The organism is Streptomyces roseofulvus (assembly GCF_039534915.1).
Taxonomy (GTDB): domain Bacteria; phylum Actinomycetota; class Actinomycetes; order Streptomycetales; family Streptomycetaceae; genus Streptomyces; species Streptomyces roseofulvus.
Window position 1 is genome coordinate 5,005,380 of the sequence record NZ_BAAAWE010000001.1, and the last position, 24,436, is coordinate 5,029,815.

The following is a 24,436-nucleotide window of genomic DNA, read 5'->3' on the forward strand; positions in this document are numbered from 1 at the left end:
AGAGGGACAGAACAGCCATGGCTATCTTCCTCAACAAGGACAGCAAGGTCATCGTCCAGGGCATGACCGGTGCCACGGGCATGAAGCACACCAAGCTCATGCTGGGTGACGGCACCAACATCGTCGGCGGCGTGAACCCGCGCAAGGCCGGCACCGTCGTCGACTTCGACGGCACCGAGGTCCCGGTCTTCGGCTCCGTCGCCGAGGCCATGGAGAAGACCGGCGCCAACGTCTCGGTCCTCTTCGTGCCGCCGGCCTTCGCCAAGGCCGCCGTCGTCGAGGCGATCGACGCCGAGATCCCCCTCGCCGTCGTCATCACCGAGGGCATCGCCGTCCACGACTCCGCCGCGTTCTACGCGTACGCCGTGGAGAAGGGCAACAAGACCCGCCTCATCGGCCCGAACTGCCCCGGTCTCATCACCCCGGGCCAGTCCAACGCCGGCATCATCCCGGGCGACATCACGAAGCCGGGCCGCATCGGCCTGGTCTCGAAGTCCGGCACGCTGACGTACCAGATGATGTACGAGCTCCGTGACCTCGGCTTCTCCTCCGCCGTCGGCATCGGTGGCGACCCGGTCATCGGCACCACGCACATCGACGCCCTCGCGGCGTTCGAGGCGGACCCCGACACCGACCTGATCGTCATGATCGGCGAGATCGGCGGCGACGCCGAGGAGCGTGCGGCCGACTTCATCAAGGCCAACGTCACCAAGCCGGTCGTCGGCTACGTCGCGGGCTTCACCGCGCCCGAGGGCAAGACCATGGGCCACGCCGGCGCCATCGTCTCCGGCTCCTCCGGCACCGCCCAGGCGAAGAAGGAGGCCCTGGAGGCCGCCGGTGTGAAGGTCGGCAAGACCCCCACCGAGACCGCCAAGCTGGCGCGCGCCATCCTCGCGGGCTGAAGCACGGCGAGACCGTAGGCGAGTGGGCCCCGCCCCTCCCGGGAGACCGGGCGGGGGCGGGGCCCACTCGCGTGTCGGCTACCCCGTGAAGGGGACCAGCCGCTCCGGACCCGGGTTCGGCTCGGACCGCAGCCTGTCGCGCAGCTCCACGTCCTCCTCGCCGAGCTTCTGCGGCCCGCCGCGCACCGGGACGCCGTTCACGACCTGCCCGGGCGCGATGTCCGGGATGTAGCGGGTCGGTGCCGTCGCCGCCGTCAGGGCCGTGACGCCGATGAGGGCCGCCGTCACCCCGGCGACCGTCCGGGTCATCCGCCGGGCCCGCTGCTCGCTGCCGCCGCGGACCGCGCGTGCCTCCGGCAGCGTCGCCGTCGGCGCCTCCGCGACCAGCGCGGCGAGCCGGCGCCGCAGCGCCTCGGGATCGGCCAGTTCCGGCACCGCCCGGCCGATCGACGCGTGCGCGTACAGCAGCCGGTTGGCGGCGGCCGGGGTGCTCGCCTCCGTCTCCGCGGCCGTGTCGGGCAGGTCGAGCCCGAGCCCGTCGTAGAGCAGCACGGTCCGCCGGTACGGCGCCGGCAGGTCGAGCAGCGCGCCGAGCAGCGCGCGCCGTCCGGCCTCGGTCGGCGGGGCGTCGGGGTGCTTGTGGGCGCGGCGCAGCCGGTGCCAGGGCGAGAGGGCGTACTCGTACGCCGCCGCCCGCACCCAGCCGACCGGGTCGGCGTCCACGGCCACCTCGGGCCAGTGCTCCCAGGCGTGGCGGAAGGCGTGCTCGACGGCCTCCCGGGAGAGTCCGCGGCGCCCGGTGAGCAGATACGTCTGGTGGACGAGCCCGGGGGCCGCGTGCCCGTACAGCGCGTCGAACGCCTGCTCGGGGGTGAGCCCGGACGGTTCCGGGACGGGGGCCGGAGGCGGGGCCTGGGCGGCTTCCGGCTCGGGCTGCGGCTCGGGTTTCAGGCGCTCCTCGGGCCGGGCCGGGGCGCGCCGGCCGGGGGCGGCGGCGACGGCGGGCGTGCGGGCGGGGGCCGTGGGGGGCTTGGCGGCGCGTCTGGCGGCGGCCCTGGGCCGCACGTTGCCGGTGGGGGCGGGGGTCGGGCCCCGGTCGGCGGGCGCGCCGCTGAGCAGCCGCACGTACGCCTCGCGCTTGCGGCCGCGGGGAGAGGAACGGCCGGTCTCCCATGCCTTGACCGTGGCCTTCGTGACGCCCAAGGCCTCGGCGACCTGCTCCTCGCTCAGCGCGAGCGCCTCGCGCAGCCGGCGCCGCTCCTTCGGCGTCGGCAGCGCGGTGGCGGTGGAGGGGGGCGCGGTGTCGCCGCCCCGGCTCGTCTGGCTCATCGGCGTCGACCTCCCGCAGCACGCCTCTGGGCGGAAAAGTACATAAACGTATCTTGAGCGACACAACGGATGTTTGCCTGTTACGCCGCGAAAGCGCGTGTCGTTGGCAGCATGGCCCCGTGACCCAGCTGACCGAGCACTCCCTGGTCCAGGGCGGGCGTTCCGCCGCCTTCGCCACCGCCTGCGTCCGCGGCGGGGTCGCCGCCGGCCTCGGCGTGGGCGCGCTCGCGGTCCTGGTGATCGTCGCCTGGATCGGCTCGCCGTTCCCCGACAGCGGCGCCGACGGCGCCCTCCACCTCGCCGCCGGGCTGTGGCTGCTCGCCCACGGCGTGGACCTGGTCCGCACCGACACCCTCAGCGGGGTGCCCGCGACGCTCGGGATCGTGCCGCTGCTGACGGCCGTGCTGCCGGTGTGGCTGGTCTTCCGGACCGCCCGGTCCACCCTCGACCCCGCCGACGCGAGCCGCCCGCGCCCCTCGCCGGCCGGCGCGCTCGGCGCCGTGTCCGGGGGATATCTGCTGGTCGCGGCCGTGATCGTGGTCTACAGCGAGAGCGGCCCGCTGCCCGCCGACCTGATCACCGCCGGACTGTGGCTGCCCGGCGTGGTGCTCGGCGCGGCGGGCGCCGGCGTCTGGACCGCGCTGGGCCGGCCGCTGCCCGGCCGGGAGGAGGCGGCGGCCGCGCTGCGCGGCGCGGGCACGGGGCTGGCGGCGCTGCTGGCCGGCGGGGCGGTGCTGGCGGGGACCTCGCTGGTCTGGCACGCCGGCGCGGCGCGGGCCTCGTACGAGGGTCTCGCGGGGGAGTGGTCCGGACGGGTGACGCTGGCCCTGCTCGTGCTCGCCCTGGTGCCGAACGCGGCGGTCTGGGCGGCGGCGTACGGCCTCGGGCCCGGCCTCGCCCTCGGCACGGGCGCGCTCGCGACCCCGCTCGGTCTCGTCGGCGACCCCGCCGTGCCGCCCTTCCCGCTCCTCGCGGCGCTGCCGCCGGAGGGGCGCGGCGGCTGGCCGCAGTGGGCCGCGGCGGCCGTGCCGCTGGTCGCGGCGGTGGCGCTCGGCCGCTCGGTGGGCCGGGCGACCGGCACCGGCCAGGCCCGTGAGACGGCGCTCGCGGCGCTGGGCGCGTCCTGGGCCTCCGGAGCGGCGGTCGCGGTCCTCGCGGGCGCGGCCGGCGGCCCGCTCGGCTCGGGCCGGCTGCTCGCCTTCGGCCCGGTGTGGTGGCAGGCGGGCGCGGCGGCGGTGCTGTGGGGGGTCGGCGTCGGCCTGCCGACGGCGCTGGCGGTACGGGCCTGGGGCCGCCGCGAGCCCCGGATCAGGAGGCCCCGGATCCCGAAGCCGCCGAAGCGGCCGAGGACCCCGGAGCCGGTCCCGGCCGCGGCAGGTGCCCCGGCCGTCCCGGCCGCCTCGCCCGCCGCCGCGGAACGGCCCGACCCCGGCTTCCCCCTCGACGACGAGGGCTACGAGCCGTACGACTACCTCCCCGCCTCCTGGGAGACCCCCCTGACCCCGGCGCCCCCGCCGGTCCCGCCGGCCCCGCGCACGGAACCGCCCCGGCCGTCGGGGACGACCGGGGCGGACGGGAGCGAGCCGGGGGCGCCCGACTAGTCGCGCACCCCGAAGCCGTCCCGCAGCGGCTTGGGCAGCAGGTCGTTGCAGGCGACCGCGCCCGCGTGGGTCAGGGCGTCGTCCCGGCACTCGTAGAAGTCCTTGTAGACCAGCTGCATCGTGAAGCCGAGGCCCACGATCGCCAGGGCCACCGCCGAGGCCACCAGGCCGCTGATCGCCGCCGTCCGCATCGAGCGGGCCGGGTTCGGGGCGCCCGACGCCGTGGACGGCCGTCCCGAGGGCTGGGACGCGGCCTGTGATTCCGGCGACACCTCGACCGCCGGCTTCGGCTTCGCGCGCAGCGAGCTGATCGCCCAGTACAGCGAGAGGGCGCCCAGCAGCAGGGCGAGCTCCGGGATGTCGAAGATCGCGAAGAAGAAGGCCCACATGCCGCCGAGGACCGCGTACCGCGCCCGCCGCTGGGCAGGGTCCGTCGGGTCCCAGCGCAGCCCCGGCCGCTCCGGCCCCTGGCCGCCGGCGCCGCCCTGGCCGCCTTGGCGCTCCGGACCGCGCCCGAACCCGTCCGAGGAACGGCCCGGCTGGCGCGGGCTCCAGCGCCCGTCGGACGAGCCCGTCACGGGCGACGACGACGGCTCGGCGCCCTCGCCGTCCCGGCCGTCCCGGCCGTCCGAGCCCTCCGGCCCGCGCGGCTGCCACGGCTGGTCGGGCTTGCCCTCGGGCGGCGGGGCGAACGGGTTGTTGTCGTTCGTGGACTGGCGATCCGGCATCTGCTGGACGTCTTCCCTCTGTCGTCGTGACCGTCGTCGCACCGGGTGGCACACCGGCGTCGGACCCTGACGCTACCCCCCTCCTCCGCCCCCGTCCCGTGGGGGCCGTCCCGTGTGCCGGTATCGTTGCTGACGGTCGAGCCATTCGTAGGGTTCCCCGTATCGACGGGCACGATTCGTTCGTAGGACCGCACAAGAACCACGGAAAGAGTGACCCAGTGGCTGCCGCCCGCCTTGTCGTTCTGGTCTCCGGGTCGGGTACCAACCTCCAGGCCCTGCTCGACGGCATCGCCGCCGACCCCGAGGGCTACGGCGCGGAGATCGTCGCCGTCGGCGCCGACCGCGACGCCATCGCCGGTCTGGAGCGGGCCGAGCGCGCCGGGATCCCCACCTTCGTGTGCCGGGTGAAGGACCACGCGAGCCGCGAGGAGTGGGACCGCGCCCTGGCCGAGGCCACCGCCGCGTACGCGCCGGACCTCGTCGTCTCCGCCGGGTTCATGAAGATCCTCGGCAAGGAGTTCCTGGCCCGCTTCGGCGGCCGGGTCGTCAACACCCACCCGGCGCTCCTCCCCAGTTTTCCCGGTGCCCACGGGGTGCGTGACGCGCTCGCCCACGGCGTGAAGGTCACCGGGTGCACCGTCCACTTCGTCGACGACGGCGTCGACACCGGCCCGATCATCGCCCAGGGCGTGGTCGAGGTGCGGGAGTCGGACGATGAAGCCGCTCTGCACGAGCGCATCAAGGAAGTCGAGCGCTCGCTGCTCGTCGACGTCGTGGGGCGCCTCGCCCGGCACGGCTACCGCATTGAGGGACGAAAGGTTCAGATCGGTGAACACGGACACCGTTAAGCCCATCCGCCGCGCGCTGGTCAGCGTCTACGACAAGACCGGTCTGGAGGAGCTGGCCCGCGGTCTGCACGAGGCCGGTGTCGAGCTCGTCTCCACCGGTTCCACCGCCGGGAAGATCGCCGCCGCCGGCGTCCCGGTCACCAAGGTCGAGGAGCTGACCGGCTTCCCCGAGTGCCTGGACGGCCGCGTCAAGACCCTGCACCCGCGCGTGCACGCCGGCATCCTCGCCGACCTGCGCCTGGAGTCGCACCGCGAGCAGCTCGCCGAGCTGGGCGTGGAGCCCTTCGACCTGGTCGTCGTGAACCTGTACCCGTTCCGCGAGACGGTCGCCTCCGGCGCCACCCCGGACGAGTGCGTCGAGCAGATCGACATCGGCGGCCCGTCGATGGTCCGCGCCGCCGCCAAGAACCACCCGTCGGTCGCCATCGTCACCAGCCCCGAGCGGTACGCGGACGTCCTCGCCGCCGTCCAGGCGGGCGGCTTCGACCTGACCGCCCGCAAGCGGCTCGCCGCCGAGGCGTTCCAGCACACCGCCGCGTACGACGTGGCCGTCGCCTCCTGGTTCGCCGAGGACTACGCCGCCGCCGACGACAGTGGCTTCCCCGACTTCCTGGGCGCCACCTACGCGCGCAAGAACGTCCTGCGCTACGGCGAGAACCCGCACCAGGGCGCCGCGCTCTACGTCGACGGCACGGGCGGCCTCGCCGAGGCCGAGCAGCTGCACGGCAAGGAGATGTCCTTCAACAACTACACGGACACCGACGCCGCCCTGCGCGCCGCCTACGACCACAGCGAGCCCTGCGTCGCGATCATCAAGCACGCCAACCCGTGCGGCATCGCGATCGGCGCCGACGTCGCCGAGGCCCACCGCAAGGCCCACGCCTGCGACCCGGTCTCCGCCTTCGGCGGCGTCATCGCCGTCAACCGCCCGGTCTCCGTCGCGATGGCCGAGCAGGTCGCCGAGATCTTCACCGAGGTCGTCGTCGCCCCCGGCTACGAGGACGGCGCCGTCGAGATCCTCGCCAAGAAGAAGAACATCCGCGTCCTCAGGGCCGACCGCGGCCCCGTCAACGAGGTCGAGGTCAAGGCCGTCGACGGCGGTGTCCTGCTCCAGGTCACCGACCGCCTCCAGGCCGAGGGCGACGACCCGGCGAACTGGACCCTCGCCACCGGCGAGGCCCTGTCCGCCGAGGAGCTCGCCGAGCTCGCCTTCGCCTGGAAGGCGTGCCGCGCGGTCAAGTCCAACGCGATCCTGCTCGCCAAGGACGGCGCCTCCGTCGGCGTCGGCATGGGCCAGGTCAACCGCGTCGACTCCGCCAAGCTCGCCGTCGAGCGGGCCGGCGAGGAGCGCGCCCGCGGCTCCTACGCGGCCTCCGACGCCTTCTTCCCCTTCCCCGACGGCCTGGAGATCCTCACCGCGGCCGGCGTGAAGGCGGTCGTCCAGCCCGGCGGCTCGATGCGCGACGAGCTCGTCGTCGAGGCCGCGAAGAAGGCCGGCGTGACGATGTACCTCACCGGCACCCGCCACTTCGCGCACTGACGGCACGCGACTGCGGGGCCCTCCGGAACAGGAGGGCCCCACAGCCGTCTCTGGTCTAATGGTCAGGCCCTGGCCCGGCCGGCAGTAGTGGAGACGTGGTGTTGGACGTACTGAGACGACCGTCGGCGGATCCCGCCGGCGAACGGCCCGCCGAGGACACCGCCGCCGCGCCCGTGCCGTACCTCCCGTACGTGCTGATCGCGGCCGTCCTCACCGGCCTGTACTTCCTCTACTCCTGGGTGCAGTACGACCACTTCCGCACCCCCTCCTGGGACCTCGGCATCTTCGGGCAGGCCGTCCGCTCCTACGCCGAGTTCAGGCTGCCCGTCTCCGACATCAAGGGACCCGGCTTCCCGATACTCGGCGACCACTTCAGCCCGGTGACGGCGCTCCTCGCCCCGCTCTACTGGCTCTGGCCGTCCCCGGTCGCGCTGCTCTTCGCGCAGGCCGCGCTCTTCGCCGGCTCCGCCGTGATCGTCGGCCGCACGGCCCAGCAGATCCTCGGCAGCCGGGCCACCGGCCTCGCCCTCACCGTCGCGTACGGGCTCTCCTGGGGCCTCCAGGAGGCGGTGAAGTCCGACTTCCACGAGATCGCCTTCGCCGTCCCGCTGCTCGCCCTCACCTGCCGCGCCCTGCTCCTCGGCCGCTGGACCGCCGCCGTCGCCTGGTCGGCGCCGCTCGTCCTCGTCAAGGAGGACATGGGGCTCACGGTCGCGATGGTCGGCGTCGTGCTCGCCCTCAAGGGCCAGAAGAAGCTCGGCGCCGCCCTCGCGGCCTTCGGCGCCGCCTTCTTCGCGCTCACCGTCCTGGTCCTCATCCCGGCCGCCAGCAAGCTCGGCCAGTACGACTACTGGGCCAAGATCGAGAAGACCGGCACCGGCGCCGAGACCTCCTTCGTCCAGATCGCCGCCGACGCCCTCACCTCCGGCGACCGCTGGGAGATGGTCCTCCACCTCTTCGCGATCACCGGCTTCCTCGCGCTGCGCTCCCCGCTGGCGCTGCTGGTCCTGCCCACCCTCGGCTGGCGCTTCGTCTCCCAGGACGCCAACCACTGGGGCATGCACTGGCACTACAGCGCGGTCCTGATGCCGATCGTCTTCCTGGCCCTGGTCGACGCCGTCCGCGCGGTCCGCACCTCGCCGCGCCCCTGGCTCGCCGCGTACGGGAAGGTCGCCGTCGCCGCGGCCACGGCCGTCGCGCTCACCCTCGCCGCGAACCTGCCGCTGCGCGAGCTGCTGAAGTCCGAGACGTACGCCGCCGACCCCCGCGCCGAGCAGGCGCGGGCGGCCGTCGCGGCGGTCCCCGCGGGGGCGAGCGTGGAGGCCGACGTGCCGCTCCTCGCGCACCTCACCGCCGACCACACGGTCTACTGGGTGGGCACCTCGAAGGGCGCCACCCCCGACTACCTCGCGCTCGACCTGCGGGGCTGGTCCGGCCAGACCTCGGACCCGGCCGTCACGGCTTCGCAGTTGCACCCGGAGGCGTCGTACGAGATCGTCCACCGCTCGGAGGGCTTCGCGGTGCTGAAGCGGAAGTAGCGGACACGCCGAAGGGGCCCGGTTCCGGGGAGGAACCGGGCCCCTTCGGCGTACCGCGTGGCTCAGTAGCGCGGGCGCTTGAACCAGGCGGCGGCGTCCGCCTTCGCGAAGAAGACGATGAGCAGGATGCCGATCACCAGGCCGACGGTGGAGCGCCCCTCGCCCTGGGCCAGGTTCGCCAGGCCGCCCGCCGTGGCCAGCGAGCCGTAGACGATGCCGGAGATCCGGATGCCGTTGCCGCCGTTCGCGCACTTGGCGGCGATGACGACGCCCCAGATGCCGAAGGCGGCGACGAGGACGCCGACGCCGACGATGATGCCGGTCACGGCGGCGTCGGCGCCGGAGCCGAGACCCGCCTCGCTCGCGAACGTGCCACCCATGGCGGCGAGGGCGATGCCGGCGATGATCTGGAGGATGCCGATGATCCAGAGCATCACCCGCGCCGCCTTGACGGTGCCGGGCATGGCCATCGGCACGCCGTACGGCATGCCGCCCGGGTAGGCGCCGTACGGCGCGCCCGGTGCCGCGGGGTAGCCGTAGCCCTGCTGCGGGGCCTGCGGGTAGCCGTACCCCGGCTGCTGGCCCTGCGGCGGGCCGTAGGGGTTGTTCGGGTCGCCGAAGCTCATCGGGGTTCCTCCGTGAAGTTCTCGTGCGGGGACGGACGCGGCCCGCGAGGAGGGACTTTCACGGCACGTGAGCGGATTCCCCCCGGCACTTTCCGCGGCACTGGCTCGATATCGTCGTCGGAGCCGAGAGGTGTTGTCCAGTCGGAACCCACCCGAGTTGTGCGAGTGCAACCCTTCCCTCCGCCCCGCGCGGGCCCGCCGGAACCCGTGGCGGGAGCGGCCGGGGAGCGAATTGGGAGAAGGCGGGGGTCATCCGGGAGGATGTCCTCCATGAGCGCCCAGATTCTCGATGGCAAGGCCACCGCGGCCGCGATCAAGTCCGACCTGACCGTCCGTGTGGCGGCCCTCAAGGAGCAGGGCGTCACGCCCGGTCTCGGCACCGTCCTGGTCGGCGACGACCCGGCCAGCCAGAAGTACGTCGCGGGCAAGCACCGCGACTGCGCGCAGGTCGGTATCGCCTCCATCCAGCGCGAACTCCCCGCGACCGCCACGCAGGAGGAGATCGAGGCGGTCGTCCGCGAGCTCAACGAGGACCCGGCCTGCACCGGTTACATCGTCCAGCTGCCGCTGCCGAAGGGCATCGACGAGAACCGCATCCTGGAGCTGATGGACCCGGCGAAGGACGCCGACGGCCTGCACCCGACCAACCTCGGCCGGCTCGTCCTCAACGAGCCCGCCCCGCTGCCCTGCACGCCGAACGGGATCGTCACGCTGCTCCGCGCCCACGGCGTGGAGATCAACGGCGCCGAGGTCGTCGTCGTCGGCCGCGGCGTCACCATCGGGCGCCCGATGCCGCTCATCCTGACCCGCCGTTCCGAGAACGCCACCGTGACGCAGTGCCACACCGGCACCCGTGACCTCTCGGCGCACCTGCGGAACGCCGACATCATCGTGGCCGCCGCCGGCGTGCCGCACCTGATCAAGCCGGAGGACGTGAAGCCGGGCGCGGCCGTCCTCGACGTCGGCGTCTCGCGCAACGCCGAGGGCAAGATCATGGGCGACGTGCACCCGGACGTCGCCGAGGTGGCCGGCTGGATCTCCCCGAACCCCGGCGGCGTGGGCCCGATGACCCGCGCGCAGCTGCTCGTGAACGTCGTCGAGGCCGCGGAGCGCGCGGCCGCGGCGCGCTGACATGACCTCGGGGAGCCCGGTCACCCCCGGGAGCCCTGACGGCCCGCGGGAGCTGCCGCGCGGCCGGGTGTCGAAGGTCCGCCGGGTGCGGGGTTCGCGCCGGCCGCCGACCGTCACCACCGACACGGCCCGGCCCGAGGGCGGCGGCCGTGCGGCGGGCGGCGGCGCTCCGGCGCCCGCCCGCCAGTGGCCGCTGCTCTTCGTGCTCGGGACGGCGGCGGTGGGGCTGCTCGTGGTGGGGACCGAGCCCTTCCCGCAGTCCTTCCGGGTCGGGACCATGCTGGTCGGCGCCGCGCTGCTGCTCGGCGCGGTGCTGCGGCGGGTGCTGCCCTCGGTGGGCATGCTCGCGGTCCGCTCGCGCTTCACCGACATGATCACGTACGGCGTGATGGGCTCGCTGATCGTGCTGCTCGCGCTCATGGTGCAGCCGAGGCCCTGGCTGAAGATCCCGTTCCTGGAGGACATCCTCCATCTGACGGTGACCTGAGCCCGCGCGCCGGGAACGCGACGACGACGCCCGCCCTCTCCCCCGTGGGAGGGCGGGCGCCGTCGTGATCAAGGGTCATGTACGCGCCAACGAAGGGCAAGTTCGGGCCGCCCGCTGTGGCACGGAGGTGACCATTCCGGTACATCCGGACCCTCCGTTCGGGGTCCCGCTCGCCCCCGGGAGCTGCCATCCTTCGAGGAACATCGACGAGGGGGATGCGCATGTCGGCGTGGAAGGCGCTGTCCGGCGAACTCGACCCGGACGTGCGGACGTTCGTGGAACGGCTGCGGCTGGTCATCGACCGCAGCGGCCTCGGCGTGGTCGCCGTCGTCGAACGCACCGGACACGACCGGGCCGACTGGGACGCCTTCCTCCACGCCCGCCGGCCGGTGCCGAGGAGCGCCGTCGTCGCGCTCTCCGACATCACCGGCGCCGACCTCGGCCCCCTCACCGCCGCGTGGGAGCACGCCGACCGCGCCTGGAAACGGCTCCTGCGCGAGCGGGCCGTGGCGGTGGCGGGGCCGACCCCGGACCCGGGGCCGCCCCCCGGCCCGGCGCGGGACGGCGTACGGGACGGGCGCCGCGACCCGGAGGGCGTACCGGACCCGCGCCCGGGACCGCAGGACGCGCCGCCCGCCGACCGGACCCTGCGCATCCGGAAGGTCGTCCCGCCGGCTCCGGCCCACGGCCCGACCATGGCACCCGCCCCCGACCCGGCACCCGCCCCCGACCCGGCACCCGCACCCGCGCCCGACCCCGACCCCGCGCCCGACCCCGCCCCCGGATCCGTGCCCCGCAAGCCCCGGCGGGCCACCCCGCTGCTCTACGCCGCCGGGATCGCCGGGGCCGCGCTCGTCGTCACCGCCGCCGTCCTCCTCGCCGACCTCGGCGGCCCGGGCGGCTCCGCGGCGCCCACCGCCGCCCCGACCCCGTCGGCCACCACCGTCGCGCCCGAGCCCGCCCCCAGCCTCCCCGACGGGGTCCGCTGCACCGGGGCCGACTGCGGCGGACAGGACCCGGAGCGGATGGGCTGCGGCGGACCCCTCGCCACCACCGTCGCGAGCACCCGGATCGGTCCCGCCTTCGTCGAGGTCCGGTACAGCGGGGTCTGCGCCGCCGCCTGGGCCCGGATCACCGGGGCGGCCGCGGGCGACGAGGTCAGCGTCCAGCACGGCACCGCCGTCCAGGTCGCGAACGTCCCCGAGGGCGGCGACACCGACGCGTACACCGCGATGATCCCGGTCGCCTCCGGCGCCGCCGCCCGCGCCTGCGCGATGCTCGCCGGCGGGGAGGACGGCTGCACGGGAGAGTGAAACGGCGCCGCGAGGTGAGCCGCACCACAAGGGGGTGGGGGTGCGCAGGGGTCCGGGTCCGATAGCCTGACCGCCGGATATCTCTTCACATCGAGACATCGATCGATCATGGAGCGGTATTCAGCCTCAGGGGCAGGGAAACCCCACCGCCAGCTGTCTTGTCTTACGGAGATCGCCATGACCCGCACTCCCGTGAATGTCACCGTGACCGGCGCGGCCGGCCAGATCGGCTACGCGCTGCTCTTCCGCATCGCCTCCGGCCACCTGCTCGGCGCGGACGTGCCGGTCAAGCTGCGCCTCCTCGAGATCCCGCAGGGCGTCAAGGCCGCCGAGGGCACCGCCATGGAGCTCGACGACTGCGCGTTCCCGCTGCTCAAGGGCATCGACATCTTCGACGACCCGAACAAGGGCTTCGAGGGCGCGAACATCGGCCTGCTCGTCGGCGCCCGCCCGCGCGGTCCGGGCATGGAGCGCGGCGACCTGCTCGCCGCCAACGGCGGCATCTTCAAGCCGCAGGGCGAGGCCATCGCCGCGCACGCCGCGGACGACGTCAAGGTCCTGGTCGTCGGCAACCCGGCCAACACCAACGCCCTGATCGCCCAGGCCAACGCCAAGGGCGTCCCGGCCGAGCGCTTCACCGCGATGACCCGCCTGGACCACAACCGCGCGCTGACGCAGCTGGCCCAGAAGACCGGCGCCTCGGTCACCGACATCAAGCGCCTGACCATCTGGGGCAACCACTCCGCCACCCAGTACCCGGACATCTTCCACGCGGAGATCGCCGGCAAGAACGCCGCCGACGTCGTCAACGACGAGGCGTGGCTGGCCGACACCTTCATCCCGACCGTCGCCAAGCGCGGCGCCGCGATCATCGACGCCCGTGGCGCCTCCTCCGCCGCCTCGGCCGCCAACGCCGCCATCGACCACGTCTACACCTGGGTCAACGGCACCGCCGAGGGCGACTGGACCTCCATGGGCGTCCCGTCCGACGGCTCCTACGGCGTCCCGGAGGGACTGATCTCCTCCTTCCCGGTCACCTGCAAGGACGGCGCGTACGAGATCGTCCAGGGCCTGGACATCAACGAGTTCTCCCGCGCCCGCATCGACGCCTCCGTCAAGGAGCTGTCGGAGGAGCGCGACGCGGTCCGCGAGCTCGGCCTCATCTGAGCCACCCACCCGCCGGACGGAGTCGGGCGCAGCTCTCCGACGCCCGGGAGGCCCCCTGGGGCCGAGCGGTGCGAGGGGAGCGTCGGGAGTCGATGCGCGACGCGGTCCGCGAGCTCGGCCTCATCTGAGTCCGGACGTGACGGAGCCCCCGGGCGTACCTCGGCAGGTACGCCCGGGGGCTCCGCCCTTTCCCGCGGGCGATCAGTGCGAGCGCGGGGTGTAGTGGCCCGGGACCATGCGGGTGGTGACGGCGATCCGGTTCCAGGAGTTGATGACGACGATCGCGCCGATCACCCGGGCCAGTTCGGCCTCGTCGAAGTGCTCGGCCGCCGCCGCGTACACCTCGTCGGGGACGAAGCCGTCGGTGAGCACGGTGACCGCCTCGGTGAGGGCGATCGCGGCCAGCTCCCGCTCCGTGTAGAAGTGCCGGGACTCCTGCCAGGCGGCCAGCTGGACGACCCGCTCGACGGTCTCGCCCTCGGCGAGGGCGTCCTTGGTGTGCATGTCGAGGCAGAAGGCGCAGTGGTTGATCTGCGAGGCCCGGATCTTGATCAGGTGGTACAGCACCGGGTCCACGCCCTTGGCGGCCTCCTGCTCCAGCCGGATCATCGCCCGGTAGAACTCGGGGACCCGCTCGGCGAAGTTCATCCGCGGGGTGTGCTCGTGGGCGAGGGCCGGGGCGGGGGAGTGCGCGGTGGTGGTGGTCATGGCGCCACCGTACGGAGCCGCCGGCATGCCGCTATGGTCCATTCCCATGCGGGACGACTGGGCCACTTTCGGTGCCGACCTCCACCTGGACCTGCGCGGGACCCGGCTGCGGGCCGGCCTCATGGACGCCCTCCGCGAGGCCGTGCGCGGCGGGCGGCTGGCGCCCGGCAGCCGCCTGCCGTCCTCGCGCCAGCTCGCGGCGGACCTCGGCATCGCCCGCAACACCGTCGCCGACGCGTACGCCGAACTGGTCGCCGAGGGCTGGCTCACCGCCCGCCAGGGCTCCGGCACCCGGGTCGCCCGCCGCGCCGCGCCCCGGCCCGACCCCGCATCGGCGGAGCCCCCCGCCGCCCCCGCGGCGCCGGACGCGCTCGCGCCCGGCGGCACGCCGTGGCAGCCGCCCTCGGGGCAGCTCGTCCGCGCCTCCCGGCGGCGGGCGCCCGCCCCCGCGTACGACCTCCGGAGCGGCACCCCGGACCTCGCCGCCTTCCCGCGCGCCGAATGGCTCAAGGCGTACCGGCGGGCACTGACCGCCGCCCCCAACGAGGCCCTCGGGTACGGCGATCCGCGCGGCCGCGCCGAACTGCGCACCGCCCTCGCCGAGTACCTGGCCCGGGCCCGCGGCGTGCACGCCCGGCCCGAACGGATCGTGGTCTGCGCGGGGTTCGCGCACGGCCTGATGCTGCTGGGGCAGGTGCTGCGGGCGCGCGGGGCGCGGGCGGTGGCGGTGGAGTCGTACGGCATCGGCATGTACCCCGGGCTGCTGCGCGGCGCCGGCCTCGCCACCCCGGCGCTGCCCTTCGACGAACACGGCACCCGCGTCGACGGGTTGGGCGCGGACGTCGGCGCGGTGCTGCTGACCGCCGCCCACCAGTTCCCGCTCGGCGGGGCCCTGCCGCCCGACCGGCGGGCGGCGGTCGTCGACTGGGCGCGGGCCACCGGCGGGTTCGTCCTGGAGGACGACTACGACGGCGAGTTCCGCTACGACCGGCAGCCCGTCGGCGCGCTCCAGGGCCTCGACCCGGAGCGGGTCGTCTACCTCGGCACCGCCAGCAAGTCCCTCGCCCCCGGCCTGCGGCTCGCCTGGCTGGTCCTCCCGGAGGGCCTGGTGGACGAGGTCGCCACCGCGAAGGGCGGGGTGGTGGACTGGATGTGCGGCACCCCCGACCAGCTCGCCTTCGCGGAGTTCCTCGCCTCGGGCGCGCACGACCGGCACGTGCGGGCCATGCGGCTGCGCTACCGGCACCGCCGCGACCAGCTCGTCGCCGCGCTCGCCGCCCACGCGCCCGGGATCCGCGTCGGCGGCATCGCGGCCGGCCTGCACGCCGTCCTCGCACTGCCGCCCGGCACCGAACAGGCGGCCCTCCGCTCCGCCGCCTGGCAGGGGCTGGCGGTCCAGGGCCTCGACCGCTTCCGCCACCCGGACGCGGCCCCCTCCCTGGAGGGCCTCGTCATCGGCTACGGCACCCCGCCCGACAGCGCCTGGCAGGGCGCCCTCCAGACCCTCTGCCGGGTCCTGGAGGGCGTGGGGGAGGGGGACGCGCCCGAGGACGGCCCCGCCGCCTCTGAAAGGCTGGCACCGTGACGGACCACCACCCCGACCGCGCCACGGACGCGCACCCCACCCCCGCCGGGCACCCCGCCGCGCACTCCGGCCCCGCCGGGCGTCCCCGTCCTGGCGACGCGGAGGCCGCCGCGCGGGAGTTCACCGCGCACCGGGGGCGGCTCTTCGGGCTCGCCTACCGGATGCTCGGCTCGGCCGCGGAGGCCGAGGACGTCGTGCAGGACGCCTATCTGCGGTGGAGCGGCGCCGACCGGGGCGCCCTCACCCACCCCGGGGCGTGGCTCGCCAAGGTCGTCACCCACCTCTGCCTCAACCGGCTCACCTCGGCCCGGGCCACCCGCGAGTCGTACACCGGCACCTGGCTGCCGGAACCGGTCCTCGCCGAGGCCGGCACCGGGCCGCTGGAGGCCGTCGAGCGGCACGACGACGTGTCCACGGCCCTGCTGCTCCTGCTGGAGCGGCTCACCCCCGCCGAGCGGGCCGTGTACGTGCTCCGCGAGGCGTTCGGCTACCCGCACCGGGAGATCGCCGGCCTCCTCGACCTCGGCGAGGCCAACTGCCGCCAGCTGTACGGGCGGGCCGCCCGGCGGGTGGCCGAGGCCGACGACGCCGGGGCCGCCGCCCGCTTCGAACCGCCCGCGCCCGGACGGCGGCGCGAGTTCGTCGACTCCTTCGTCGCCGCCGCCCGCGACGGCGACCTGGCGGGGCTGGAGAAGGTCCTCGCCCGGGACGTCGTGTGGTGGAGCGACGGCGGCGGCAAGGTCCGGGCGGCCCTCCGGCCGGTCCGGGGCCGCGACCACGTGGTCCGCTTCCTCGCCGGTGTCGCCCGCCGCACCGAGGAGGGCTCCCGGCTCACGGTCGCCGAGGTCAACGGCGCACCCGGGATCGTCCAGCACGTCGGCGGGCGGATCACCGGCGTCGCCACGGTGGCGCTCCGCGCGGACGGCCGGATCGGCGAGGTGTGGTTCGTCTCCAACCCGGACAAGCTCGGCCACGCGACCCGCCGGTTCGCCGCCTACCCGGAGGGCGGCGGCTGAGCCGTCACGGCGACTCGGTCCGCAGGGGGTCCCGCGGGTCCGGCCGGTGCGGCGCGGCCGGCGCCTCCGGCGGCTCGCCGAACCGGGCCAGCGCCAGGCTCGCGGCGACCGCCACCGCGAAGCCCGTGACGGCCAGCCAGCCGAGGCCCTCGCGGGTGCGGTCGCCGAGCCAGACGACGCCCGCCGCCGCCGGACCCAGCGTCTCGCCCAGGACCATGCCCGCCGTCGCCGTCGTCACGGCGCCCCGCTGGAAGGCCGAGGTCAGCAGCAGGAACGCCGCCCCGCCACCGAGCAGCAGCGCCCACAGAGCCGGGTCGGCGAGGTCGATCCCGTCGAGGAGCCGCACCGCCACCTCCACCACCCCGAAGCCGATCCCGGAGCCGAGGCCGAGGACCAGCGCCCGCGGCCGGACCGGCAGCCGTCCGGCCGCCGCGCCGAGCAGCAGCACCCCCGCCGCGATCCCGAGCAGCGCCCACGGCAGCCACGGCGGGCCCGGCCGGTGCCCCTCCCGGCCCGACGCGAGCGCCAGCGCGGCGAGCCCCGCGCAGACCGCCGCCACCGCGCCCCACTCGACCGGGCGCAGCCGGACCCGGAGCATCCGGGAGGCCAGCGCCGCCGTGACGGCGAGGCTCGCGGCGAGCGCCGCGCCGACCGCGTACAGGGGGAGGGCGCGCAGGGCCACCACCTCCAGGAGGAAGCCGAGGCCGTCGAGGCCGAGCCCGACGGCGTACCGCCACTGCCGCAGCGCCCGCCACAGCAGTCCGACGTCCACCCCGCTGCCCGTCCCGGGTTCGGCCGCGCGCGCGGCGGCGGCCTGGAAGACGGTGGCGGCGCCGAAGCACAGCGCCGATCCGAGCGCGCAAACCATACCGAAGAGCACATAGGGACTCTAGGTGCCGAGGCCGGAAAGCGGCGGCCTACACTGTGCGGTCGCGAGCCCCGCGGTCATACGAACGGCCGCGCGGACACGCCACGCGCACACGACGGTGCGCGGCCACGCGAAGGGGAGGGCGAGGGACATGCGGAGGCTCAGGTCGAGCACGGTGGTGCTCGGCGGGATGGGCGTGCTCGCGGCGACGATCACCGCCTGCGGCGCCGAACCCGACCGCAGGTGCGCGGACCCGGTGACGCTGGAGGAGCTGCCCGGCTACCGGTGCGACACCGGCGGCGGGGACGACGACGATGACGACGGCTCGTACGCCCGCGGCGCCTACTACTACGGCGGTCGCGTCAGCAACGCGCGCGTGACCGGCGGCAGCTTCGACAAGAAGGCCGTCGAGACCGGCGGCTTCGGCTGCTCGTCCTCCGGGTCGAGCGGCGGCTGAGACGGGCGGACCGGCACCATGGAACGGCACACCATCGAGCCCCGTCCGGGCTGGCAGGAGACGGTCGAGGAGCAGGGGCTCGTCTACCCCCTGACCCGCTACCCGGACGGTTCGCTGCGTCCGTACTGGGACGAGAGCGCGTACTACTCCTTCACGCTGCCCGAGGTCGAGGCGCTGGAGGAGGTCGTCGAGGAGCTGCACGCCATGTGCCTCGCCGCCGCCGCGCACATCGTCGAGCGGAACCGTTTCGCCGATCTGGGCATCACCGACCCGCGGGTCGCGGAGCGGGTCGCCGAGTCCTGGCGCCGACGCGCCGAACTCCCCTCCCTCTACGCCCGCTTCGACCTCGTCTACGACGGCACCGGCCCGGCGAAGATGCTGGAGTACAACGCCGACACCCCGACCTCCCTGGTGGAGGCGGCGAGCCCGCAGTGGTTCTGGATGGAGGAGCGCTTCCCCGGCGCCGACCAGTGGAACTCGCTCCACGAGCGGCTGGTGGACGCCTGGAAGCGGCAGGCGCCGCTGCTGCCGCCCGGCCCCGTCCACTTCGCCCACTCCGAGAGCGACGAGCTCGGCGAGGACCTGATGACGGTCGCGTACCTGCGCGAGACCGCCGAGCAGGCCGGCCTCGCGACCGAGGCGCTCTCGGTGGAGCGGATCGGCTGGGACCGGCTCTCCCGCCGCTTCGTCGACGAGAAGCTGCGGTTCATCCGCAGCTGCTTCAAGCTCTACCCGTGGGAGTGGCTGGTCACCGACCGCTTCGGCAAGCACGTCCTGTCCACGCTGGACAACGGCGGCGGCTCCGGCACCACCTGCTGGATCGAGCCCGCCTGGAAGATGCTGCTCTCCAACAAGGCGCTGCTCGCGATCCTCTGGGAGCTCTACCCCGGCCACCCCAACCTGCTGCCCGCCTACCTCGACGGGCCCCGCGAACTGGCGACGACCACCGGCTGGGCGGCCAAGCCGCTGCTCGGCCGCGAGGGCGCCGGCGTCACCCTGCACGAGCCCGGCAGCGAGCCGCTCGTCCGCGACGAGCCCTGCTGCTACCAGGGCCTGGCCCCGCTCCCCGACTTCGACGGCAACCGCACGCTGCTCGGCGCGTGGGTCGTCGAGGACGAGGCCGCGGGACTCGGCATCCGGGAGTCGGCGGGCCCCGTCACCGACGAGTACGCCCGCTTCCTCCCGCACGTCATCCTGTAGCGCCACCCCTCCGGCACGTACTCCCGCGGCGGCGCCGGCGGTGCCGTTCCGTCGTGCCCACCCGCCCCGCCGGGCGCGGGGCACAACGGAACGGCGGGCGTTTCAGGGGGTGAGGACCGCGCGGAGTTGGTCCAGGCCCCAGTCGAGGTCCTCCTTGGAGATGACCAGCGGCGGCGCCACCCGGATCGTCGAACCGTGCGTGTCCTTCACCAGCACCCCCCGCTCCATCAGCCGCTCCGAGATCTGCCGGCCCGTGCCGCGGGACGGCACGACGTCGACGCCCGCCCACAGGCCGCGCCCCCGCACCGCCTCCACCGCGCCGCCGCCCACGAGCAGCCCCAGCTCCGCGTGCAGATGCTCGCCCAGCTCGGCCGCCCGCTGCTGGTACTCCCCGGTCCGCAGCATCGCGATGACCTCCAGCGCCACCGCGCAGGCCAGCGGATTGCCGCCGAAGGTCGAACCGTGCTCGCCCGGCCGGAAGACCCCCAGCACCTCGTCGTCCGCGACCACCGCCGACACCGGCACCACGCCGCCGCCCAGCGCCTTGCCCAGGATGTACACGTCCGGCACGACGTCCTCGTGCTCGCAGGCGAAGGTACGGCCGGTCCGGCCGAGACCCGACTGGATCTCGTCGGCCATGAAGAGCACGTTCCGCCGGGCCGTCAGCTCCCGCACCCCGCGCAGGTATCCGGCCGGCGGGACCAGCACGCCCGCCTCGCCCTGGATCGGCTCCAGCAGCACCGCCACCGTGTTCTCGGTGACGGCCGCCTCGAGGGCCGTCAGATCGCCGTACGGCACGATCTCGAAGCCCGGCGTGTACGGACCGAAGTGGTCCCGGGCGTCGTGGTCGGTCGAGAACGACACGATCGTCGTCGTCCGCCCGTGGAAGTTGTTCCCCGCCACCACGATCTTCGCGTGCCCGTCCGGCACGCCCTTCACCTCGTACCCCCACTTCCGGGCCGTCTTCACGGCCGTCTCGACCGCCTCCGCCCCGGTGTTCATCGGCAGCACCCGCTCCTTGCCGCACAGCTCCGCCAGCCGCGTGCAGAACTCGGCGAAGCGGTCGTGGTGGAAGGCCCGCGAGGTGAGCGTCACCCGATCCAGCTGGGCCTTCGCCGCCTCGATCAGCCGGCGGTTGCCGTGCCCGAAGTTCAGCGCCGAGTAGCCGGCGAGCATGTCCAGGAAACGGCGCCCCTCGACGTCCGTCACCCACGCGCCCTCCGCGGAGGCGACGACGACGGGCAGGGGGTGGTAGTTGTGGGCGCTGTGCGCGTCCGAGGCAGCGATCTCGTCTTGCGTTCTCGACACGGGATCTCCGATCGTCCTGCGGCCGGGGCTGGGTGTGCCCCCCTTCTTATCGTCGCTCGCATCCCGGACGAAGAAACCTCCGACGACGACGCGCCCGCTAGTCTGTGAACACGCGCGGCGACTGGCGTACGGGGAACCGACCCCGGGGGAGCCGCGCGCGCTCCACCACACGAGGTGCCGCTCGCCTGGGCATCGCGGGACCGCCCCGCGTCCCGTGCGGACACCTCGCGCCCGGGACGTTCCGACGTACTCCCGGAGGAACACGTGACCACGCCCCAGCAGACCGCCGGCCACCCCGCGCTCACCGCGGCCGACCCCGAGCTCGCCGCTCTCGTCGGCGCCGAGGAACGGCTCCAGGCCGACACCCTCCGCCTCATCCCGAGCGAGAACTACGTCTCCGCCGCCGTCCTCGAAGCCTCCGGCACCGTCCTCCAGAACAAGTACAGCGAGGGCTACCCCGGCCGCCGCTACTACGAGGGCCAGCAGATCATCGACCAGGTCGAGACCCTCGCCGTCGAGCGCGCCAAGGCCCTCTTCGGCGTCGACCACGCCAACGTCCAGCCCTACTCCGGCTCCCCCGCCAACCTCGCCGTCTACCTCGCCTTCGCGAAGCCCGGCGACACCGTCATGGGCATGGCCCTGCCCATGGGCGGCCACCTCACCCACGGCTGGGGCGTCTCCGCCACCGGCTCCTGGTTCCGCGGCGTCCAGTACGGCGTCCGCCAGGACACGGGTCTGATCGACTACGACCAGGTCCGCGACCTCGCCCTCGCCGAACGCCCCAAGATCCTCTTCTGCGGCGGCACCGCCCTGCCCCGCACCATCGACTTCGCCGCCTTCGGCGAGATCGCCCGCGAGGCCGGCGCCGTCCTCGTCGCCGACATCGCCCACATCGCCGGCCTGATCGCCGGCGGCGCCCACCCCTCCCCGGTGGGCCACGTCGACGTGATCTCCACGACCACCCACAAGACCCTCCGCGGCCCGCGCGGCGCCATGCTGATGTCCACCGAGGAGCACGCCAAGGCCCTCGACAAGGCCGTCTTCCCCGGCCTCCAGGGCGGCCCGCACAACCAGACCACCGCCGCCATCGCCGTCGCCCTCCGCGAAGCCGCCCAGCCCTCCTTCCGCGACTACGCCCACGCCGTCGTCGCCAACGCCAAGGCTCTCGCCGACGCCCTCCTCGCCCGCGGCTTCGACCTGGTCTCCGGCGGCACCGACAACCACCTGATCCTGATGGACCTCACCCCGAAGCAGGTCCCCGGCAAGATCGCCGCCAAGGCCCTCGACCGGGCCGGCATCGTCACCAACTACAACACCGTCCCCTACGACCCCCGGAAGCCCTTCGACCCCTCCGGCCTCCGCATCGGCACCCCGTCCCTCACCTCCCGCGGCCTCACCCCCGCCCACATGGACCAGGTCGCCGACTGGATCGACCGGGCCGTCACCGCGGCCGCCACCGAGGACGAGTCCACCCTCGCCAAGATCCGCGCCGAGGTCGCCGACCTCATGGCCGCCCACCCGGCCCCCGGCCTCCCCGCCTAGGACCGGCCCCGGGGCACGCCCCACCCGCCTACCGGACGGAGGCCGCGACCCGCAGCGCCTCCGTCCGGTCCGGTATGCCCTCCAGCCGGAGCGTCAGACCGGACGACGGCCGCACCCACAGCAGCGTCGGCCCCGCCGCCCGCACCTCATGGCGCCACCGGCCGTCGGCCGAGGTCAGCGGGAAGGTCAGCCGGTGCGGCTCGGCGAACCAGTACGCCGCCGTCCCGTCCGCGAGCAGCACCGGCTCCGGCTGCACCCGCGTCTCCTTCACGAAGCCCGGGTCCAGCTCGCCCGGGAACTCGTCCAGCCGCACCACCGCCCCCTCCGCCGTCCGCCAGCACACCCCGAGCACCGCCCTCGGCGCCCGCCCGGTCACCGCCGTGACCGCCCCCACCGCGCCCTCCGGCAGCAGCGGCTCGAACCCCGCCCGCCGGGCCGCCTCCGCCGCCGGCACCGGCTCCGGACACCCCGGCACCTTCGCCGGAGCCACCGGCGGCGCCCCCGGCACGTACTCCACCGCGACCCCGCCCACGCCCAGCCACTCCACCACCGCCGCCCGCACCGGCGGCGTCAGCACCGCCACCACCAGCACCCCGGACAGGGCCGCGAGCAGTGCCCGCCACCGCCGCCGCAACCACCCCCACCGCTCCGTCTCCGCCTCCGCCACGGCCACCGGCGCCGGCACCCGCTCGGCGAGGAGCTGGGCCAGCACCCGCTCCGCCATCGACTCCCCGTCCACGTCCGGCACCCGCAGCGACCGCCCGAGCTCCCGCAGCTCCTCCGGCAGCCCCCCGGCACCCTCGTCCTCACGCACGCCCCTCACCTCCCTCCGCCGTCCCCAACGCCGACCCCAGCCGCTTCAGCGCCCGGCTCAGCCGCGACTTCACCGTCCCCCGCGGCCAGCCCAGCGCCTCCGCCGTCTCCGCCTCGTCCAGCTCCAGCAGATAGCGGTGCACCACCACCCGCCGGTGCTCCTCCGGCAGCCCGTCCAGCGCCGTGAGCAGCCGCCGGCGCCGCTCGCCGTCCACCGCCGCCACCGCCGGGTCCGCCGACTCCGGTATCAGCGGCTCACCCGCGAGCAGCTCCGCCTCCCGCCCCGCCACCGCCCGCTGCCGGCCCGCCGAACGCAGTGTGTTCCTCGTCTCATTGGCCACGATGCTCAGCAGCCACGGCCGGAAGGACGCCCCCTCCCGGAAACTCCCCAGCGAGCGGTACGCCTTGAAGAACGCCGCCTGCACCACGTCCTCGGCCTCGGCACCCGCCCCGCACGCCACCGCCGCCCGCAGCGCCACCGCCGTGTGCGCGCGGACCAGCTCCGCGTACGCCTCCGGCTCTCCGGCGCGCACCCGGGCGATCACGGCGCTCTCGTCGACGACGGCCGAGCCCCCCTCCCGTGTCCTCACACTCTTGGTACACCGGAAGTCCGGGATCGGTTCCCGCACCTGAGAGAATGATGTGCATGGCCTCTGATCGTCGTCCTCGCGCGCTCTCCGGGATCCAGCCCACCGCGGGCTCCTTCCACCTCGGCAACTACCTCGGTGCGATCCGGCAGTACGTCGCGCTCCAGGAGTCCCACGACGCCTTCTACATGGTCGTCGACCTGCACGCGATCACGGTCCCCCAGGATCCGGCCGAGCTCCGCGCCAACACCCGCTTCGCGGCCGCCCAGCTCCTCGCCGCCGGCCTCGACCCGGAGCGCTGCACCCTCTTCGTCCAGAGCCACGTCCCCGAGCACGCGCAGCTCGGCTGGGTCATGAACTGCCTCACCGGCTTCGGCGAGGCGTCCCGCATGACCCAGTTCAAGGACAAGTCCGCCAAGCAGGGCGCCGACCGCGCCACGGTCGGCCTCTTCACCTACCCGATCCTCCAGGTCGCGGACATCCTCCTCTACCAGGCCACCCACGTGCCGGTCGGCGAGGACCAGCGCCAGCACATCGAGCTCACCCGCGACCTCGCGGAGCGCTTCAACGGCCGCTTCGGCGAGACCTTCACCGTCCCCGCGCCGTACATCGTCAAGGAGACCGGGAAGATCTACGACCTCCAGGACCCGGCGATCAAGATGAGCAAGTCGGCGTCCACGCCGAAGGGCCTGATCAACCTCCTGGACGACCCGAAGGTCACCGCCAAGAAGGTCAAGAGCGCCGTCACCGACACCGACACGGTGATCCGCTTCGACCCGGAGAACAAGCCCGGCGTCTCCAACCTCCTCGTGATCATGTCCACCCTCACGGACACGCCCGTCGCGGACCTGGAGAAGAGCTACGAGGGCAAGATGTACGGCGCCCTCAAGACCGACCTCGCCGAGGTCATGGTGGACTTCGTCACTCCCTTCCGGGCCCGCACGCAGGAATACCTGGACGACCCGGAGACGCTGGACTCGGTCCTGGCCAAGGGCGCGGAGAAGGCCCGCGCGGTCGCCGCCGAGACGCTGGCGCAGACGTACGACAGGATCGGCTTCCTGCCCGCGAAGCACTGACGTGGCACCAGGGTCCGAGGACTCTGGCCGAAAGGGTGGTGCAGGCCGCACACTGGCGGCTGTACC

At 74.5% G+C, this 24,436-nt stretch carries 23 protein-coding genes and 1 riboswitch; of the genes, 15 read left to right on the top strand and 8 right to left on the bottom strand.

The window, feature by feature from the left end; all coding sequences use genetic code 11:
- The first annotated feature begins 17 nt into the window (after positions 1 to 17).
- Entirely contained in the window at positions 18 to 902 is an 885-nt protein-coding gene (sucD, locus tag ABFY03_RS23240) for a succinate--CoA ligase subunit alpha (protein WP_031009020.1), read from the top strand.
- Between the two features lie 78 nt (positions 903 to 980).
- On the opposite strand, the gene ABFY03_RS23245 is transcribed toward sucD, so the two are convergent.
- The gene (locus ABFY03_RS23245; RefSeq protein WP_346170755.1) at positions 981 to 2,231 is read right to left on the bottom strand and encodes a helix-turn-helix domain-containing protein; all 1,251 of its coding nucleotides are present in this window, start codon (positions 2,229 to 2,231) and stop codon (positions 981 to 983) included.
- Positions 2,232 to 2,350: 119 nt separating this feature from the next.
- Between ABFY03_RS23245 and ABFY03_RS23250 the strand changes: the two genes are divergently transcribed.
- Positions 2,351 to 3,832 carry a cell division protein PerM gene (locus ABFY03_RS23250; RefSeq protein ID WP_346170756.1) on the top strand — a complete coding sequence of 494 codons (1,482 nt, stop codon included), beginning with the start codon at positions 2,351 to 2,353 and terminating at the stop codon, positions 3,830 to 3,832.
- Here ABFY03_RS23250 and ABFY03_RS23255 read toward each other — a convergent pair.
- Entirely contained in the window at positions 3,829 to 4,560 is a 732-nt protein-coding gene (locus ABFY03_RS23255; protein WP_346170757.1) for a hypothetical protein, read from the bottom strand. The two genes, ABFY03_RS23250 and ABFY03_RS23255, sit on opposite strands and share 4 nt — an antisense overlap.
- Before the next feature lie 218 nt (positions 4,561 to 4,778).
- On the opposite strand from ABFY03_RS23255, the gene purN reads away from it, so the two are divergent.
- The 3 genes from purN to ABFY03_RS23270 all read left to right on the top strand — a co-directional run bounded on the left by purN (position 4,779) and on the right by ABFY03_RS23270 (position 8,486).
- Positions 4,779 to 5,408, top strand: a complete 630-nt coding sequence (gene purN, locus ABFY03_RS23260; protein WP_319010133.1) for a phosphoribosylglycinamide formyltransferase — start codon at positions 4,779 to 4,781, stop codon at positions 5,406 to 5,408.
- Entirely contained in the window at positions 5,389 to 6,948 is a 1,560-nt protein-coding gene (purH, locus tag ABFY03_RS23265) for a bifunctional phosphoribosylaminoimidazolecarboxamide formyltransferase/IMP cyclohydrolase (protein WP_319010132.1), read from the top strand. Before purN ends, purH begins: the two co-directional genes overlap by 20 nt.
- 101 nt (positions 6,949 to 7,049) lie before the next feature.
- Positions 7,050 to 8,486 (top strand): DUF2079 domain-containing protein, encoded by a 1,437-nt coding sequence (locus tag ABFY03_RS23270; RefSeq protein WP_346172289.1) that lies wholly within the window; start codon positions 7,050 to 7,052, stop codon positions 8,484 to 8,486.
- A gap of 62 nt (positions 8,487 to 8,548) precedes the next feature.
- Here the strand turns inward: ABFY03_RS23270 and ABFY03_RS23275 are convergent, their stop codons facing one another.
- A complete protein-coding gene (locus tag ABFY03_RS23275) occupies positions 8,549 to 9,112 on the bottom strand; it encodes a hypothetical protein (RefSeq protein ID WP_319010131.1) in 564 nt (187 codons plus the stop codon).
- A gap of 270 nt (positions 9,113 to 9,382) precedes the next feature.
- Here ABFY03_RS23275 and ABFY03_RS23280 point away from each other — a divergent pair, with 270 nt between their 5' ends.
- From ABFY03_RS23280 to ABFY03_RS23295, 4 genes are all read left to right on the top strand, one after another.
- The gene (locus ABFY03_RS23280) at positions 9,383 to 10,243 is read left to right on the top strand and encodes a bifunctional methylenetetrahydrofolate dehydrogenase/methenyltetrahydrofolate cyclohydrolase (RefSeq protein WP_319010130.1); all 861 of its coding nucleotides are present in this window, start codon (positions 9,383 to 9,385) and stop codon (positions 10,241 to 10,243) included.
- A 1-nt stretch (position 10,244) separates the two neighbouring features.
- Positions 10,245 to 10,730, top strand: a complete 486-nt coding sequence (locus tag ABFY03_RS23285) for a DUF3017 domain-containing protein (protein WP_319010129.1) — start codon at positions 10,245 to 10,247, stop codon at positions 10,728 to 10,730.
- A gap of 221 nt (positions 10,731 to 10,951) precedes the next feature.
- Positions 10,952 to 12,043 carry a DUF2690 domain-containing protein gene (locus ABFY03_RS23290; protein ID WP_346170758.1) on the top strand — a complete coding sequence of 364 codons (1,092 nt, stop codon included), beginning with the start codon at positions 10,952 to 10,954 and terminating at the stop codon, positions 12,041 to 12,043.
- 177 nt (positions 12,044 to 12,220) lie between these two features.
- Positions 12,221 to 13,210 carry a malate dehydrogenase gene (locus ABFY03_RS23295; RefSeq protein WP_319010127.1) on the top strand — a complete coding sequence of 330 codons (990 nt, stop codon included), beginning with the start codon at positions 12,221 to 12,223 and terminating at the stop codon, positions 13,208 to 13,210.
- Positions 13,211 to 13,411: 201 nt separating this feature from the next.
- Here the strand turns inward: ABFY03_RS23295 and ABFY03_RS23300 are convergent, their stop codons facing one another.
- A complete protein-coding gene (locus ABFY03_RS23300; RefSeq protein WP_319010126.1) occupies positions 13,412 to 13,918 on the bottom strand; it encodes a carboxymuconolactone decarboxylase family protein in 507 nt (168 codons plus the stop codon).
- A 46-nt stretch (positions 13,919 to 13,964) separates the two neighbouring features.
- Here ABFY03_RS23300 and pdxR point away from each other — a divergent pair, with 46 nt between their 5' ends.
- Entirely contained in the window at positions 13,965 to 15,503 is a 1,539-nt protein-coding gene (gene pdxR, locus ABFY03_RS23305) for a MocR-like pyridoxine biosynthesis transcription factor PdxR (protein WP_346170759.1), read from the top strand.
- A complete protein-coding gene (locus tag ABFY03_RS23310; RefSeq protein ID WP_346170760.1) occupies positions 15,500 to 16,519 on the top strand; it encodes an RNA polymerase sigma-70 factor in 1,020 nt (339 codons plus the stop codon). The genes pdxR and ABFY03_RS23310 overlap by 4 nt, the downstream gene beginning before the upstream one ends.
- A 4-nt stretch (positions 16,520 to 16,523) precedes the next feature.
- Here the strand turns inward: ABFY03_RS23310 and ABFY03_RS23315 are convergent, their stop codons facing one another.
- The gene (locus ABFY03_RS23315) at positions 16,524 to 17,387 is read right to left on the bottom strand and encodes a hypothetical protein (protein ID WP_346170761.1); all 864 of its coding nucleotides are present in this window, start codon (positions 17,385 to 17,387) and stop codon (positions 16,524 to 16,526) included.
- 151 nt (positions 17,388 to 17,538) lie between these two features.
- Between ABFY03_RS23315 and ABFY03_RS23320 the strand changes: the two genes are divergently transcribed.
- Positions 17,539 to 17,844, top strand: a complete 306-nt coding sequence (locus tag ABFY03_RS23320) for a hypothetical protein (RefSeq protein WP_319010122.1) — start codon at positions 17,539 to 17,541, stop codon at positions 17,842 to 17,844.
- A gap of 18 nt (positions 17,845 to 17,862) precedes the next feature.
- Positions 17,863 to 19,044 carry a glutathionylspermidine synthase family protein gene (locus tag ABFY03_RS23325; protein WP_346170762.1) on the top strand — a complete coding sequence of 394 codons (1,182 nt, stop codon included), beginning with the start codon at positions 17,863 to 17,865 and terminating at the stop codon, positions 19,042 to 19,044.
- A 102-nt stretch (positions 19,045 to 19,146) separates the two neighbouring features.
- On the opposite strand, the gene rocD is transcribed toward ABFY03_RS23325, so the two are convergent.
- Positions 19,147 to 20,352: an ornithine--oxo-acid transaminase gene (gene rocD / locus ABFY03_RS23330; protein ID WP_346170763.1), complete on the bottom strand. Its 1,206-nt coding sequence runs from the start codon at positions 20,350 to 20,352 to the stop codon at positions 19,147 to 19,149.
- A gap of 107 nt (positions 20,353 to 20,459) precedes the next feature.
- Positions 20,460 to 20,550: riboswitch (ZMP/ZTP riboswitch) on the top strand.
- Between the two features lie 66 nt (positions 20,551 to 20,616).
- On the opposite strand from rocD, the gene ABFY03_RS23335 reads away from it, so the two are divergent.
- Positions 20,617 to 21,894, top strand: a complete 1,278-nt coding sequence (locus ABFY03_RS23335) for a serine hydroxymethyltransferase (RefSeq protein ID WP_319010119.1) — start codon at positions 20,617 to 20,619, stop codon at positions 21,892 to 21,894.
- 28 nt (positions 21,895 to 21,922) lie between these two features.
- On the opposite strand, the gene ABFY03_RS23340 is transcribed toward ABFY03_RS23335, so the two are convergent.
- Together ABFY03_RS23340 and ABFY03_RS23345 are read right to left on the bottom strand one after the other, a co-directional pair.
- Entirely contained in the window at positions 21,923 to 22,708 is a 786-nt protein-coding gene (locus tag ABFY03_RS23340) for a hypothetical protein (RefSeq protein WP_346170764.1), read from the bottom strand.
- Positions 22,701 to 23,297: an RNA polymerase sigma factor gene (locus tag ABFY03_RS23345; RefSeq protein WP_319010117.1), complete on the bottom strand. Its 597-nt coding sequence runs from the start codon at positions 23,295 to 23,297 to the stop codon at positions 22,701 to 22,703. The genes ABFY03_RS23340 and ABFY03_RS23345 overlap by 8 nt, the downstream gene beginning before the upstream one ends.
- A gap of 56 nt (positions 23,298 to 23,353) precedes the next feature.
- On the opposite strand from ABFY03_RS23345, the gene trpS reads away from it, so the two are divergent.
- Positions 23,354 to 24,370: a tryptophan--tRNA ligase gene (trpS, locus tag ABFY03_RS23350; protein WP_319010116.1), complete on the top strand. Its 1,017-nt coding sequence runs from the start codon at positions 23,354 to 23,356 to the stop codon at positions 24,368 to 24,370.
- The last annotated feature ends 66 nt before the right edge of the window (positions 24,371 to 24,436 follow it).

Excerpts from the sequence above, each read along its gene's own strand:
- sucD (WP_031009020.1), top strand. The coding sequence starts at position 18 with ATGGCTATCTTCCTCAACAAGGACAGCAAGGTCATCGTCCAGGGCATG.
- ABFY03_RS23245 (WP_346170755.1), bottom strand. The coding sequence starts at position 2,231 with ATGAGCCAGACGAGCCGGGGCGGCGACACCGCGCCCCCCTCCACCGCC.
- ABFY03_RS23255 (WP_346170757.1), bottom strand. The coding sequence starts at position 4,560 with ATGCCGGATCGCCAGTCCACGAACGACAACAACCCGTTCGCCCCGCCG.
- ABFY03_RS23275 (WP_319010131.1), bottom strand. The coding sequence starts at position 9,112 with ATGAGCTTCGGCGACCCGAACAACCCCTACGGCCCGCCGCAGGGCCAG.
- ABFY03_RS23280 (WP_319010130.1), top strand. The coding sequence starts at position 9,383 with ATGAGCGCCCAGATTCTCGATGGCAAGGCCACCGCGGCCGCGATCAAG.
- ABFY03_RS23285 (WP_319010129.1), top strand. The coding sequence starts at position 10,245 with ATGACCTCGGGGAGCCCGGTCACCCCCGGGAGCCCTGACGGCCCGCGG.
- ABFY03_RS23290 (WP_346170758.1), top strand. The coding sequence starts at position 10,952 with ATGTCGGCGTGGAAGGCGCTGTCCGGCGAACTCGACCCGGACGTGCGG.
- ABFY03_RS23295 (WP_319010127.1), top strand. The coding sequence starts at position 12,221 with ATGACCCGCACTCCCGTGAATGTCACCGTGACCGGCGCGGCCGGCCAG.
- ABFY03_RS23300 (WP_319010126.1), bottom strand. The coding sequence starts at position 13,918 with ATGACCACCACCACCGCGCACTCCCCCGCCCCGGCCCTCGCCCACGAG.
- pdxR (WP_346170759.1), top strand. The coding sequence starts at position 13,965 with ATGCGGGACGACTGGGCCACTTTCGGTGCCGACCTCCACCTGGACCTG.
- ABFY03_RS23315 (WP_346170761.1), bottom strand. The coding sequence starts at position 17,387 with ATGGTTTGCGCGCTCGGATCGGCGCTGTGCTTCGGCGCCGCCACCGTC.
- ABFY03_RS23320 (WP_319010122.1), top strand. The coding sequence starts at position 17,539 with ATGCGGAGGCTCAGGTCGAGCACGGTGGTGCTCGGCGGGATGGGCGTG.
- ABFY03_RS23325 (WP_346170762.1), top strand. The coding sequence starts at position 17,863 with ATGGAACGGCACACCATCGAGCCCCGTCCGGGCTGGCAGGAGACGGTC.
- trpS (WP_319010116.1), top strand. The coding sequence starts at position 23,354 with ATGGCCTCTGATCGTCGTCCTCGCGCGCTCTCCGGGATCCAGCCCACC.